The sequence below is a fragment of the Labrys miyagiensis genome, from assembly GCF_030160835.1.
GTDB lineage: Bacteria > Pseudomonadota > Alphaproteobacteria > Rhizobiales > Labraceae > Labrys > Labrys miyagiensis.
In genome coordinates this window covers 1-14,434 of record NZ_BSPC01000032.1, presented here as the reverse complement: position 1 = coordinate 14,434, position 14,434 = coordinate 1, and the positions used below count along the sequence as shown (strand labels likewise).

Annotated in this window: 12 protein-coding genes; 6 read left to right on the top strand and 6 right to left on the bottom strand. The window is 64.6% G+C overall.

What is annotated here, in order from left to right:
* Positions 1-148: 148 nt before the first annotated feature.
* The 5 genes from fdxA (QQL24_RS18140) (at position 149) to QQL24_RS18120 (ending at position 3,901) form a co-directional block, all read left to right on the top strand.
* Positions 149-499, top strand: coding sequence for a ferredoxin FdxA (gene fdxA, locus QQL24_RS18140; protein ID WP_284313790.1), 351 nt, complete (start codon positions 149-151; stop codon positions 497-499).
* Positions 500-646: 147 nt separating this feature from the next.
* Positions 647-985 (top strand): ferredoxin FdxA, encoded by a 339-nt coding sequence (fdxA, locus tag QQL24_RS18135; protein ID WP_284313701.1) that lies wholly within the window; start codon positions 647-649, stop codon positions 983-985.
* Between the two features lie 595 nt (positions 986-1,580).
* On the top strand, positions 1,581-2,171 hold the full coding sequence (locus tag QQL24_RS18130) for a CarD family transcriptional regulator (RefSeq protein ID WP_284313700.1): 591 nt from the start codon (positions 1,581-1,583) through the stop codon (positions 2,169-2,171).
* Between the two features lie 113 nt (positions 2,172-2,284).
* Positions 2,285-2,533 (top strand): hypothetical protein, encoded by a 249-nt coding sequence (locus QQL24_RS18125; RefSeq protein WP_284313699.1) that lies wholly within the window; start codon positions 2,285-2,287, stop codon positions 2,531-2,533.
* A gap of 174 nt (positions 2,534-2,707) precedes the next feature.
* Entirely contained in the window at positions 2,708-3,901 is a 1,194-nt protein-coding gene (locus QQL24_RS18120; protein WP_284313698.1) for a S53 family peptidase, read from the top strand.
* 40 nt (positions 3,902-3,941) lie between these two features.
* On the opposite strand, the gene prmC is transcribed toward QQL24_RS18120, so the two are convergent.
* From prmC to QQL24_RS18090, 6 genes are all read right to left on the bottom strand, one after another.
* Entirely contained in the window at positions 3,942-4,793 is an 852-nt protein-coding gene (gene prmC / locus QQL24_RS18115; RefSeq protein ID WP_284313697.1) for a peptide chain release factor N(5)-glutamine methyltransferase, read from the bottom strand.
* A 142-nt stretch (positions 4,794-4,935) separates the two neighbouring features.
* A complete protein-coding gene (prfA, locus tag QQL24_RS18110; RefSeq protein WP_284313696.1) occupies positions 4,936-6,015 on the bottom strand; it encodes a peptide chain release factor 1 in 1,080 nt (359 codons plus the stop codon).
* 91 nt (positions 6,016-6,106) lie between these two features.
* On the bottom strand, positions 6,107-8,371 hold the full coding sequence (gene ptsP, locus QQL24_RS18105) for a phosphoenolpyruvate--protein phosphotransferase (RefSeq protein WP_284313695.1): 2,265 nt from the start codon (positions 8,369-8,371) through the stop codon (positions 6,107-6,109).
* 281 nt (positions 8,372-8,652) lie between these two features.
* Positions 8,653-9,903: an aspartate kinase gene (locus tag QQL24_RS18100; RefSeq protein ID WP_284313694.1), complete on the bottom strand. Its 1,251-nt coding sequence runs from the start codon at positions 9,901-9,903 to the stop codon at positions 8,653-8,655.
* 446 nt (positions 9,904-10,349) lie between these two features.
* Complete coding sequence (locus tag QQL24_RS18095; RefSeq protein WP_284313693.1) at positions 10,350-12,599, bottom strand: OmpA family protein; 2,250 nt, start codon at positions 12,597-12,599, stop codon at positions 10,350-10,352.
* A gap of 146 nt (positions 12,600-12,745) precedes the next feature.
* Positions 12,746-13,174: an Lrp/AsnC family transcriptional regulator gene (locus tag QQL24_RS18090; RefSeq protein ID WP_284313692.1), complete on the bottom strand. Its 429-nt coding sequence runs from the start codon at positions 13,172-13,174 to the stop codon at positions 12,746-12,748.
* Between the two features lie 120 nt (positions 13,175-13,294).
* Here QQL24_RS18090 and QQL24_RS18085 point away from each other — a divergent pair, with 120 nt between their 5' ends.
* Positions 13,295-14,383, top strand: coding sequence for a saccharopine dehydrogenase family protein (locus QQL24_RS18085; protein ID WP_284313691.1), 1,089 nt, complete (start codon positions 13,295-13,297; stop codon positions 14,381-14,383).
* Positions 14,384-14,434: the final 51 nt, after the last annotated feature.

Sequence of the window (14,434 nt, the reverse complement as noted above, 5' to 3'; positions counted from 1 at the left end):
AGGATTCATAGCCATCCCATCGGGTTCAACCCCTGATGGAATGGCCGACATGACCCAAAGCGTTTTTGCGATTTGGCGGAATCGCCAAGAATTGCAAAGACGCGTCGAAACATTGAGCCAGAGCAAAGCACCGCTTCCGTCTGGCGCTTTGCTCTGGGTGGTCACCGAGAACTGCATCAAATGCAAATATATGGAATGCGTGAGCGAGTGCCCGGTCGATTGCTTCCGCGAAGGCGAGAACATGCTCGTCATCGATCCCACGCTCTGCATCGATTGTGGCATCTGCGAACCGGCCTGTCCGGCTGATGCGATCCGCTCCGATGCCGAGCGAGGGCTGGAGGCCTGGGTCGGAATGAACGCGCGCTACGCTCAGGTCTGGCCTGAGATCACGGTGCAGCGCGAGCCTCTATCCGATGCCAAGGCGTGGGACGGCAGGCCCGGCAAGCTTGCACCGTTGTCGCCGCATGCGGGCGCCGGTGATGCAGGACAGGCCGGGTAGGGGACAGGTACGAGGGGCCGAGTGTGGTGGAGTCTTGTAAAGCCTGTACCGCGACGAATGGCTGCTCTGTGCTGGCGTGCCTTGAACCCTCGCCCCAGTTCGGCTACGCACATTTAGCAAGATTATAAACTTTCGGGATTGTCTGGCATGACCTACGTGGTCACTGAGAACTGCATCAAGTGCAAATATATGGACTGCGTGGAAGTCTGCCCGGTGGACTGCTTCTACGAAGGCGAGAACTTCCTCGTCATTCATCCCGACGAATGCATCGATTGCGGTGTCTGCGAACCCGAATGTCCGGCAGATGCGATCAAGGCCGATACCGAGAAGGGCCTGGAAGCTTGGCTCGAGCTGAACGCGAAATTCGCCCAGTCCTGGCCGAATATCACGGTCAAGCGCGAAAGCTTCCCCGACTCCAAGGAGTGGGACGGCAAGCCGGACAAGCTTGAACTGCTCTCGCCGGAGCCCGGCCAGGGCGACGCCTGATCTACTGCCGCAAAGGGGCGTGGTGGTCTGTGATCGCCGCTCCCCCTTCGGTCTCCATCGGTCCCTGGGTGCAAGGGAGGGTGTGACGCATCGGACCCTTCCGCCGGTGATGAACTCCCGGTGCGATATTGAGATCGAACTGAGAGTTCGATCGGCGGTGGCTGAATAAATCGATACCCTATGAGCCGGCTCGTCACTTTTTGCATAGCGGCTATTCGCAAAAAACTCGACACGTAAACCCTAACAAGCGCTTTAAGTGCCGATTTTATATGCGAAACCGTTGATTTTTGCCTATTTTTGGTATATATAGCTCAAATGGGTCAGAGAGAGACCGAGTTACCCCGCCGCCGCTCCGCACAGGGGCAATTTTTTTGTGCTCAGCTTCAAGGGATCTCTATCTCGGGGCGTGGTCAACGCGAAGAGATACATGGAATTTTTTGACCATCCTCAGTTCGACTTTCCTCGCGGCGGCTTTTGAGCTTTGGCCTGGTTTCAATGTCGAATGATGTTAACGGCTGCAGGCTGTGTCTGCCCGTGATTTGATGCGGCTGCGCTTTGTCGTGGACCGCCATAGATAGGAGCGTTGAGAAGCGTCATGACGACAGCGAAGAAGACGTCCACGAAGCAGGGTTTCAAGACTGGCGAGAGCATCGTGTATCCCTCGCATGGTGTTGGCAAAATCGTGTCGATCGACGAGCAGGAAGTTGCAGGTTTCAAGCTTGAGCTGTTCGTGATTTCCTTCGCCAAGGACAAGATGACTCTGCGCGTTCCTACCACCAAGATCGCTTCCGTCGGCATGCGCAAGCTGTCCGAGCCGGCTATCGTCGCCAAGGCGCTGGAAACGTTGAAGGGCCGCGCCCGCATCAAGCGCACCATGTGGTCGCGCCGTGCGCAGGAATATGAAGCGAAGATCAATTCGGGCGACCTGATCGCCATCGCCGAAGTCGTGCGCGATCTCTATCGCTCCGACGCCCAGCCTGAGCAGTCCTATTCCGAGCGCCAGCTCTATGAAGCGGCCCTCGACCGTATGGCGCGCGAGCTTGCCGCCGTCGACGACCTCACGGATTCTGAATCCGTGAAGGTGATCGAGGCCAATCTTGCCAAGGGCCCGAAGCGCGGTGGCGCCAAGGAAGCTGACGCCGATGCGGATTTCGAGGATGCCACGGAAGAGGAAGAGGCGGCGTAAGCCTCGCTTCCTTTCAGAACTTCGAAAAACCTCGCTTCGGCGGGGTTTTTTATTGCCGACCGTCAGGGGCCACTGCTGGCGGCGCTGGCGCGCCCGGCCGGCAGCCAAGTCTGGTGATCGATCGTCGCGCCAGGCGCGGCATGATGGCTGCGAAAAAGCCCTTTGACTGGAAAGACTTGCGCCATCTGGCTCAATCGCTGGAACGCGCTTGGCGCCGTCATGAAGGCATGTGTGGCAGGCTTTTTCTTCCGCTACGTCATCTGCGCTGCTTCGTGACGACCGCTTTACTTCAGCCGATTCACGCTGAACTCACACCCTTGCGGCTAATCGAGTTACAATACTGGGGGGCGATGTCGGCGTGAGCGTCGTCGCACAGCTTTGTCTAGGCTTTGTGCGACAATCGCCGCCGACGGAATGACGACGCCGTCAGTGCGTGGGCAGTCCGGGCTGCCTGATGAGTTGGAAGGTCGGATCGGTGGCCGAGCGTGCTGCCCGCCGCCGAATCCGCGTGCTTACTTGAATCAGGAGCTTGAGCGATGACCATCCACCGATCCATGAGCCAGCGCAAGGATGTTCCGAAGTGCCGGCCTTTCTTCGAAATGATCGACCTGAAGGAGGACAAACTTCCCCAGGCGCGTCCGCCGAAGCAGTTTGCACCGGATCCCGTGGCGAAGACCTGGACCGTACCCGAACTGTGCGAGGCCTATGGCTGGCCGAAGGGCCTGGAAGGCGGCGGCGTGATTGGCATCCTGGCCATGGGCGGTGGCTACCAGCCCAGCGACCTCGAGGCCTATTTCGAGGGCATCGGGCAACCGATGCCCGAGGTAAAGAATATCGTGATCAATGGCGTCGGCAACCGCCCCAATCAGCCTGTTAGCGAGGACTTTGATCCGGATGTGGAGATCGCTCTGGACATCGAAGTGGCCGCTTCCGCCTATTATGTCGCGACCGGCCAGCCCGCCAAAATCCGCGTCTACTGGACGGACATGGATCTGCGCTCGATGGCTCCTGCGATCCAGAAGGCCGCCGCCGATGGCTGCTCCGTCCTCTCGATTTCCTGGGGCGCTCCCGAGAATGCCTGGGAATGGTTGTTCTGGAAGTTCGGCCAGAATGTCGCCGTGCAATTGGAGGCAACTCTCATCCGCGCGGCGGCGCTGGGCATGACGGTCTTCGCAGCCGCCGGCGACCGCGAAGCCAATGCTGGCGAAGCGCAGAAGACGGTGAACCTGCCGGCCGCCTGCCCGCATGCGGTGGCTTGTGCCGGCACCAGCAAGACGCGCGACAAGGAAGTCGTCTGGAACAACGATCCGGGAAAGATCAATGGGATCGGGACAGGCGGCGGCTATTCGAGCCTGTTCTTCCCACAGGCCTGGGCCAGGGGAGCCCCCGTCGGCATTGGCCGCATGGTGCCCGACGTGGCGGGGAACGCCGACAAGAATACCGGCTACAGGATCTTCGTCCATGGCAGTGAGCGGGTAACCGGCGGCACCAGCGCTGTCGCTCCCCTTTATGCCGGCCTGTTTGCCGCCTTCGCTAAGAAGAGCAACGGTTTCGTCAACCCGATCCTGTGGGCCAATCGAGATTGTTTCCAGGATATCACCGAGGGCAACAATGACGGCTACGTGGCCACGATCGGTCCCGACCCCTGCAGCGGTCTTGGTGTCCTGATCGCGCATGAGCTGGCGAACCTGTTCACGACGCAGGACGCGCCCGCGCCCTACAAGGCATAGTCGCCTCCGGGATCGCTCCCTTTCAGTCGGCGGTCCCGGACTATCCCAGCCTTCCCACCAAGGCTCTTGCCACCCCACCGAGATCCCTGCGGGCTGGACCGAGCAGGGTGAAGCCGGCGGACCGCATCAGGGCGGCCACGTCTTCTTCCTGCCCGATGCCGAGCTCGAAGACGAGGATGCCGCCCGGCGCCAGAACGCGTGGGGCAGCCGCCGCAATGGCACGATAGGCATCGAGGCCATCCTCTCCGCCGTCCAGAGCGAGCCGCGGATCGTGCTCGCGGACTTCACGGTCGAGCCTGGCGATGTCGGGGGAGGGGATATAGGGCGGGTTGGAGACGATGAGGTCGAACGCGCCGGCGATATCGCCCATCCAGTCCCCCTCGGCAAAACGGGCTCGCGCGGCAACGCCATTGTCCTCAGCATTGAGCCGGGCGATCGCCACGGCATCCGCCGCCTTGTCGATGCCGAGGCCGGTTGCCTGTGGCCGTTCGCTCAGCAGGGCGACGAGGATGGCGCCCGTGCCTGTACCGAGGTCGAGCAGGCGATAGGCGCCCTGCTTGTCCGGCAGCACGGCAAGGCAGGCCTCGACGATGGTCTCGGTATCCGGGCGCGGCGAGAGAGTGGCCGGGCCGAGCCGGAAGGCAAGGCTCCAGAATTCACGATTGCCGAGGATGCGGTCGACCGGCTCTCCCGCGAGGCGCCGGGCGATGAAAGCGCGGGCCTTGGCAATGGTTTCCGGTGCGAGCGCTCGCTGCGGATCCAGGGTGATGGCGTTGGCAGGAAGGCTGGCAGCCTCGGCCACCAGCCAGCGGGCGTCGAGCTCGGGCGTGGGCAGGGACGCAGCCTGAAAGGCGGCGAGAGCCTCGCGATAAAGGGCGCCGAGGGTGGTCATGGTCGTCCTGGGAGCGCGGACGTCCCTCCGACACTCGGAGAGTGTCGGACGACCCGCTCTTGGAAACGTTGTGCTTGACGCCAAGCGAAGAGCGGACGGGGACGTCCGCGCTCCCAGCCACGGCGTTTCCCGCGCAAATCCTTCACTGCTTCGCCTCGCTGGCGGCCAGTAATCTCGCCTGGTTCTCGGTCACCAGCGAGTCGACCACCTCGCCCAGCGCATCGCCCGTGATGATCTGGTCGAGCTTGTAGAGCGTCAGGCCGATGCGATGGTCGGTGAGACGCCCCTGCGGAAAATTATAGGTGCGGATGCGCTCTGAGCGATCGCCCGAGCCGACCTGATCGCGGCGGTCGGCGGCGCGCGCCGAATCCACCCGCTCGCGCTCGGCTTCGTAGAGACGCGCGCGCAGCATCGCCATGGCCTGGGCACGGTTCTTGTGCTGGGAGCGTTCCTGCTGCACGGCCACCGCGATGCCGGTGGGCAGATGGGTGATGCGCACCGCGCTGTCGGTGGTGTTGACATGCTGGCCGCCGGCACCCGAGGCCCGGAAGACGTCGACCTTCAGGTCCTTCTCGTCGATATGGATGTCGACATCCTCGGCCTCCGGCAGCACGGCGACGGTGGCGGCGGAGGTGTGGATGCGCCCGCCCGCTTCCGTCACCGGCACGCGCTGCACGCGATGCACGCCGGATTCGAATTTCAACCTGGCGAACACACCTTTGCCGCGGATCGCCATGGCGGCTTCCTTGTATCCGCCCATGGTGCCCTCGCTTTCCGACAGCACCTCGGTCTTCCAGCCCTGCAGATCGGCATAGCGCTGATACATGCGGAAGAGGTCGCCGGCGAACAGCGAGGCTTCGTCGCCGCCGGTGCCTGCCCGCACTTCGAGGATGGCGGATTTCTCGTCCGCCGCGTCCTTGGGGATCAGTGAGAGCTTGATGTCGGTCTCGAGCCTGGCGATGCGCTCCACCAGGGCCTTGCGCTCTTCCTCAGCCATCTCCGCCATTTCGCCGGCCATGGCAGGCTCGGCGATCATCGCTTCGACGCCCTTGAGCTCTTCCTGCGCGCCTTGCCATTCGCGGACGGCAGCCGCCACCGGATCGAGTTCCGACAATTCGCGCGCCAGGGCGACATAGGTCTCGGCGTCCGGGCCGGACGCGAGCTCGGCTTCGACGAAGTCGCGGCGGCGGAGCAAGGCATCGAGGCGTTCGAGGGGGAGCATGGGATGGTCCTGGGAGCGCGGACATCTTGTCCGCTCTTGGAAACGGCGCGCTTGGAGAGAAAAGAGCGGACAGGATGTCCGCGCTCCCAGGCTATAACGGAATACCGCGTTGGTCGGCGAATTCGCGCAGCGCCTGGCGCAGCGGCTTTTCGGCACCGGGCGCGATATGGCGCTTAACGAGATCTGCGACCTCGGCCGCCTCCGTCTCCAGCAGCATCGCCTTCACCGGCCCGATGGCGGAGGGTGTCATCGAGAGCTGCCGGAAACCGAGGCCAATGAGGGCGAGCGCCTCCAGTGGCTTGGAGGCAAGCTCGCCGCACAGCGTCACGGGCACGCCGGCCTCATGCGACTTGTCGGCGATCATCTTCAGAGCGCGCATCACCGAGGGTGAGAGCGTGTCAAAGCGGCCGGCGACACGCGCATTGCCGCGATCGACCGCATAGAGGAACTGGAAGAGATCGTTCGAGCCCACCGACAGGAAATCGGTGCGCTCCAGGATTTCGTCGAGCTGGAACAGCAGGCTCGGCACCTCGACCATGGCGCCGAGCTTGACGAGATCGGGCAGGGGCTTGCCGTGGCGGCGCAGGAAGGTGATTTCGCGCTCCACCACGCTGCGGGCCTGGTCGAATTCCTCCGCCGCGGCGATCATCGGGAACATCACGCGGAGTTCGCGCCCGGCGGCCGCCTGCAGCAAGGCGCGCAACTGCGAGCGCATCAGGCCGGGCCGGTCGAGGCCGAGGCGAATGGCGCGCCAGCCGAGCGCCGGGTTCTCTTCCTCGATCTGGTGCATATAGGGCAGCACCTTGTCGCCGCCGATATCGAGGGTACGGAAGGTCACGGGCCGATCGCCCGCCGCCTCCAGCACTGCCTTGTAGAGCTGGTATTGCTCGCCGGTGCGCGGGAATTGCGAGGCGATCATGAACTGCAGTTCGGTGCGGAACAGGCCGATGCCGTCGGCCCCGCTTTCCTTCACATGCGGCAAGTCGACCAGCAGGCCGGCATTGAGGAAGAGGCCGATATCGCGCCCGTCGCGCGTGCGGTTGGGCCGGCTGCGCAGGGCCTGGTACTGCTCCTGGCGCTTGGCGCGGAAGCGCACCTTCTCGGCATAGGCATGCTCGACATCGGAGGCCGGGCGCACCTGCACGTCGCCGGAGGAGCCGTCGACGATGATGGCGTCGCCCGGCTCGACCAGGTTGGTGATGCCTTCGACTTCGCCCACGGTGGGGATGCCGAGCGCGCGCGCCACGATGGCGACATGGCTGGTCGGGCCACCCTCCTCGAGGATGAGGCCGCGCAGGCTGTCGCGCGAGTAGTCGAGCAGAGCCGCCGGCCCCATGGAACGGGCGACCAGCACGGCGTCCTTCGGCATCGCCTCGGCCGGCACGTGATGGCCATCGCCGGTGAGCTGGCGCAGCAGGCGGTTGGCTAGGTCGTCGAGATCGTAGAGCCGCTCGCGCAGGATGGGATCGGCGACGCGCTGCATGCGGGCGCGGGTGTCGGATTGCACGCGCTGCACGGCGGCCTCGGCGGTGACGCCGGTGGCGATGACCTCGCGCATCTTGGCGATCCAGCCGCGGTCCTGGGCGAACATGCGGTAGGCTTCGAGCACGTCGAGCGTCTCGGTGGCGCGGGCGAGGTCGCCGCGGTCGAGCATGGCGTCGATGGAATCGCGCAGGCCCACGATGGCATTGTCGAGCCGGTTGGTCTCGCGGCCCACATCGTCGGCGATCAGCGTCTTGATCACCACGCGCGGCTCATGCAGCACGACATGGCCGAGGCCGACGCCCTCGGCGAGCGATGCGCCGGTCATGTGCAAGGCGCGGCGGCTGGCAAGGTCGGCGCCCGGGCGGGCGAGGGCCTGCAACTCGCCCGAGGCGATCATCTCGGCCAGCACCATGGCGACCGTGAGCAGCGCCTCGATCTCTTCTTCCGAATAGACGCGCTGCGCCCGGTTCTGCACCACCAGCACGCCGAGCGTTTCGCCAGCGCGCAGGATGGGAACCCCGAGGAAGGCGTTGTAGATCTCTTCGCCCGTCTCCGGCTTGTAGGAGAAGGAGGGGTGGTGCTGGGCGTCGGAGGTGGTGACGGCCTCCGCCTCCTTGGCCACCAGGCCGACCAGGCCTTCGCCCTTGCGCATCATGGTCAGATGCACGGCGTTCGGATTGAGGCCTTCAGTGGCATAGAGTTCGAGCGTGCCATCGGTGCGCAGGACATAGACCGAGCACACCTCCGCGACCATGTTCGCGGCGATCAGCACCACAATCTTGTCCAGCCGCTCCTGCGCCGAGACGGGTTCCGCCGTCACCTCGCGGAGCCGTTTCAGGAGCAGGCGCGGACCGCCGATCGCGCCACGCATACAATGCCTCCATCAGGGTCGTCGACAGACCCCTGAGCGTTTTGTGATCTGCCGGAATCGGCAAGACTCGCAAAACGCGTCAAAACCAATAGCCGGAGCAAAATGGCGTTTCCACCTAAACGCGTTTTGCTCCAAAGCATACGATGAATCGGGAGCGTGCTTCGTTCAAGATCTCAAACGAAGCACGCCTTAACTTTTTGTCCTGTCGCAAGTTTTTCCGGAAAATGAAAGAGTTTTTCCGGCCCTGACTGGCGAATTGCGCCAGGATAAAAATCAATCAATCAGGCCTTATCGAGGCCGTAGAGCGTGTGCAGCGTGCGCACAGCAAGCTCGGTATAGACGGCGTCGATAAGGACCGAGATCTTGATCTCGGAGGTGGTGATGGCGCGGATATTGATGCCGCGCCCGGCGAGAGCCTGGAAGCAGGTGGCGGCCACGCCGGCATGGCTGCGCATGCCGATGCCGATCACCGAGACCTTGGCGACATCCATATTGGTCTCGACATTGTCGCACTTCACCGTCAGGCGGGCCTTGTCGATGACGTCCTTGGCGCGCTGGAACTCGGCCTGCGGCACGGTGAAGGTCATGTCGGTTGAGGCGCCATCGGCAGAGATGTTCTGCACGATCATGTCGACATTGATGTTGGCGTCGGCCAAAGGCACGAAGATGGCGGCGGCGACACCCGGGCGATCGGCGACGTCGCGCAGGGTGATCTGCGCCTCGTCCTTCGAATAGGCGATGCCGGTCACGACCTGCTGTTCCATGATGTCTTCCTCGTCGCAGATGAGGGTTCCGGGATTGGGATTGGCGGGATCGTCGAAGGACGACCGCACATATGTCTTAACCTTGTGCACCATGGCGAGTTCCACCGAACGCACCTGCAGCACCTTGGCACCGAGCGAGGCCATTTCGAGCATTTCCTCGAAGGCGATGCGGTCCATGCGCTGGGCCCTGGGCACGATGCGCGGATCGGTGGTGTAGACACCGTCGACATCCGTATAGATATCACATCGCTCGGCTCCAACAGCGCCGGCAATTGCGACCGCCGACGTGTCGGAGCCGCCGCGGCCGAGCGTGGTGATGCGCTGGCTGACAGGTTCGATGCCCTGGAAGCCCGAGATCACCGCCACCTCGCGCGCGGCAAAGCCCTCGTCGAGATTCTTGGAGGGGATGCCGGAGATCCGGGCCGAGCCATGCGCGTTGGAGGTCTCGATCGGCACCTGCCAGCCCTGCCAGGAGCGGGCCTTGATGCCCATCGAGGTCAGCACCAAGGCGAGCAGGCCCGAAGTTACCTGTTCGCCCGAGGCGACGATGGTGTCGTATTCGCGCTGGTCGTAGAGCGAGGTCGCCTCGTTGCACCAGCCAACGAGTTCATTGGTCTTGCCGGTCATGGCGGAGACGATGACGGCGACGTCATAGCCCGCATCGACCTCGCGTTTGACATGAAGCGCCACATTCTTGATGCGTTCGACGGTGGCGACGGAGGTGCCGCCAAACTTCATGACAAGACGGGGACGCGAACTGCCGGACATCGGCCACTGGGCTCCGATCAACTCTCGAACGCTTATCGGGGAGGGCGCTCTCGATGGGTTACGCCGCAGGAGCACGGGCCGGCAAATCCTGCCGGCAGCGGACACCCTGCATGAGGCGAAAGGGCGCGAACGCCAGGGGGCGTCCGCGCCGCGGGGTGTAAGCGAAAGGGGCGGGGAATTCAAGCAAAAGCGGTAGGGGGAGCAGCACGGCAAATGGGGAGGCGCCGCGCAAAGCCTCCCCCACGAAGCTGGGGGAGGTGGCCGAACGAAGTGAGGTCGGAGGGGGTGTGGTCAGAACAGAGCGCATGAAACGAAACGAGGCTTCCGCTTCCCCTGCCCATTCCTGGCCACGCCCCCTCCGTCACGACTTCGTCGTGCCAGCGCACACGCAGTGTGCGCGATACCCCCAGCTTCGTGGGGGAGGCTCTCGCGGCGCTTCTATCCCCTCAATTCTCCAGCAGCGAGGTGACGCGGCGTATAGTCACGCGGCGGTTTTCCTGCTCGGGCTCGGGCGTGGGGATCTTGAGATAGCGCTCGCCCAGGCCCGCCGTCGCGAGATTGTCCGGCGAGATCACGTAATATTGGGTAAGTGCCTGCTTCACCGCCTCGGCCCGCTCCTTGGAGAGGCGCAAATTGTAGGCGTCGTCGCCCACCGCATCGGTGTTGCCTTCGATCACGAAGACTTCGTTGGGATGGGCGGCGACGATGCGCTCGAGAATGCGGCCGACGCGATCGAGATTGGCCATTTCCTCTTCGCGGATGAAGGATTCGTTGAAGCCGAAATGGATGGTGTCGAGTTCGACGCTGGGGATGGCCTGGCGCACGGTGGGCTGCGCCATCACCATTTCGGGCTGGGCGAAGAAGTCGGCGCGGCTGTAGCGGCGCGGCAGCGGGCGCAGTGGCCGTGAGGCGAACTGCTCCTCGATCTCCTCGTCATCGACTTCGGCCGCCCAGATGCTCTGCTGGCGCGGGCCGCGCGGGGCGACATCCATGTCGAGGCGGTAGCCCGGGTCGGGCCGGCGCAGGCGGTCCTGGCGCTGGCCGCGATCGCTGATGAGGCGCCGGCGAAGCTCTCCGCGGTCGTCCTGCAGATATCGCGCGAAGGCCTGGCGGTCGTCGGGGCTGTAGCGCTGGTCGTTGGAAGCGTCGCGATAGACCAGGATGCGGCGGTTGAGCTGGTCGATGGTCAGCACATTGGAGGGGCGGCGGTCGGCCAGGATCGCGGGAATATCCTGGGTGGTCGGCATGCCCTCCTGGAATTGCGGGCGGCCGAAGGGCGAATTGCGCCCATTCTGGGCATTCTGCGGGCCACCATATTCCTGGTCGGAGACGCGGTTGCGGAGAGCAGCGCGGGCGCCGTTGAGGCGTTCGATCAGAGCCTGTTCGGTGCCCGGCGAGAGATTACCCCCCGCAAGGGCGCCACGATACACGTCGAGCCGCTGACGCAATTGCTGATTGTTGAGACGGTCGGGTGGCGTAGGATCGTTGAGCAGGCCGAGCGCGCGCTGTTCGGCGACCGGGTTGACCGGAGCACGCACGAAGTCGCTCTGGCCCTGCGGCATGGCGCCGCCCTGCTGCTGATTCTGGAAGCCACCCTGGCCCGGCAGGTTGCCTTGACCGGGGAGGCTGCCTTGACCAGGGAGGTTGCCTTGACCGGGAAGGCGGTTGCGCCAACCCTGGCCCTGCTGCGTGCCATCGTCCTGTCCCTGATCCTGGCCGGGGGCGGCGCCCTGGCCTGCCGGACGCTGGCGGCCGGGAAGGAACTGCGATCCCGGCTTCTGGCCCTGATTCTGCGGCTGGCCGGCCGTGTTGGGCGTGGCCTCCGGCTGGGGGGTGTCGGGCTGTCCCTGCTGGTTGGTACGGTCGCGGTGCTTGCCCTGACCCTGACCTTGACCCTGCTGCTGGTCCGGCTGAGCCTGCGGCTCGCCCCCGATCGCGGGGGAGGCGCCACCCTGCTGGCCCTCATTGGCTGGGCGCTGACCCTTCTGGCGCGGCGGCTTGCCGGTGCCGGGCTGCTGCCCGTTGTCAGGCTGCGCATTGTCGGGCTGTGCGTTGTTTTGGGCCGGCTCCGATGTGGCGGGAGCGGCCGTTTCGGCGGCCGGCGCCGGCGTCTGGCGCTTCGGCTTGATGGCGGGCGCGCCGGCACCCTCATCGGCGGCATTGGGCGCTGCACCAGCGCCATCCTGCTGGGTTGCATCCGGCTTCTGGCGCTTCGGCTTCATGGCGGGTGCGCCAGCGCCCTCGTCGGCGGCGCTGGGTGCTGCACCGGCGCCGTCCTGCTGGGCTGCATTCGGCTTCTGGCGCTTTGGCTTCATGGCGGGCGCGCCGGCGCCCTCATCGGCGGCATTGGGTGCTGCACCGGCGCCGTCCTGCTCGGCCGCCCCAGGCTTCTGGCGCTTCGGTTTCACGACAGGGGCGCCATCATCGGCGGCCGCGGGAGCGCCGCCGGCATCATCCTGCGCGGCTGGCTTCTGCCGGCCCTGCCGCGGCTTCAGCGGAGCACCCTCCGGATTCTGTGATTCGTCGCCGGCGCCCTGCTGCTTCTGCTTGTGGCGCTTGATCACATCCTCCGGCGAGGCCTTGCCGGGCGCCTCGACCGTGGGGGTCTGTGTATCCTGCGCCAGCACGATCGCCGTGGGAGAAACGGCAAGCATCAGGGTTCCGACCAGACCGATCAAATTTTTGCGCAGGGACATGGCAACCTCTCTTGTTGGAGCGCCATAATCCGGATTGTGGCTGAACCGAAACTGAACGCGGAACGGGTAGCGCCATCTTTCCAGGCCGCAATGCCTCCTGAATTGAACAGTGTTCAATTTCAAGACGGCGCGCCTCTCGCCGAGAATCAGCGATCGATTCGGGTCGATAGAATGACCGAGGTGGAGGTGCGCTCCACCCCATCGAGCGCGCCGATGCGGTCGGCCAACTCGTCGAGCTCACCGACGGAACGGGCCTCGATCTCCGCGATCATGTCGACATTGCCGCTTACCGAATGGAGCATGCGCACGGCGGGAATCGCGCGCAGGCCGGCCTCCACCTGGCGGATCAGTTTGGGCAGGATGGTGAGCAGGACATGGGCGCGGATGAGGGCGCCGGTGTGCTCCTCCGACAGCCTCAGCGTGTAGCCGATGATCACGCCGCGCCGTTCCAGCCTCTCGATCCGGCTTTGCACCGTCGTCCGGGAAACGCCGAGCCGCCGCGCGATCTCGGCCGTGGAGGCACGGGCGTTCTCGCGCAGGATGGCAATCAGGGCGTCGTCGGCTGCCGTCGTCATAGTGACGATATAGCTGGCTTTGTTATGCAGGGATAGCTCGGCACATCGTCGAAATGACAGCTTCGATTGGACGAAGGCCGAGAGTATCCTGTGACGGGCGATTCGCAGGGGAGAGGCGGCATGCGCAGGATCGTGGTTGCGGGTTCAGGCAAGATCGGCTCGACCATCGCCGATATCCTGGCGGTGAGTGGGGACTACAGCGTCACCGTGATCGACCACTCGGCGGAGCAGCTCGACAGCGCCGAATTGTCGGGCGCGGTGATCCGGCGCGAAGTCGACATCCGGGACGAGGAAGCGCTCGACGCCGTGCTCACCGGCGCTTTCGCGGTGCTGAGCGCGGCGCCCTTCAACCTCACCACCCGCATCGCGGAGGCCGCGGCGCGGGCCAATGTGCATTTTCTCGATCTCACCGAGGATGTCGCCTCCACCCGCCGGGTGCGCGATCTCGCGGCCTCGGCCGAAAGCGCCTTCATCCCGCAATGCGGTCTGGCGCCCGGCTTCATCTCCATCGTCGCCAACGATCTCGCCAAGCAGTTCGACACGCTGGATTCCATCCGCATGCGCGTCGGCGCCTTGCCGCAATACCCTTCCAATGCCCTCAACTATAATCTCACCTGGAGCACGGACGGTGTCATCAACGAATATTGCGAGCCCTGCGAGGCGATCGTCGACGGCCACCGCGTCGAGATGCCGGCCATGGAGGAGCGCGAGGAATTCTCGCTCGACGGCGTGACCTATGAGGCCTTCAACACCTCGGGCGGGCTCGGGAGCCTCTGCGAGACCTATATGGGCAAGGTGCGCACGCTGAACTACCGCACCATCCGCTATCCCGGCCACGCCGCCATCATGAAGGCGCTGCTCAACGATCTCGGTCTTCGGCACCGGCGCGAGGTGCTGAAGGATATATTGGAGAATGCGCTGCCGGCCACGGTGCAGGATGTGGTGGTGATCTTCGTCACCGTCAGCGGCAAGCGCCACGGCCATCTCGTGCAGGACACCTATGCCAACAAGATCTACAGCCGCCGCGTCGGCGCCCAGTTGCGCAGCGCCATCCAGGTGACGACGGCCTCCGCCATCTGCGCCGTGCTCGACATGCTGGCCAAGGGCGAACTCCCGCAGCGCGGCTTCATCCGCCAGGAGGATATCGGGCTGGAGGCCTTCCTGGCGAACCGCTTCGGCGGTGCCTACGCGCAGGCGGCGGGGCGGTAGGGAAGGTGAGATAAATTCTGGGGCGAAGGGCGCGACGCGAGCGCACACAAC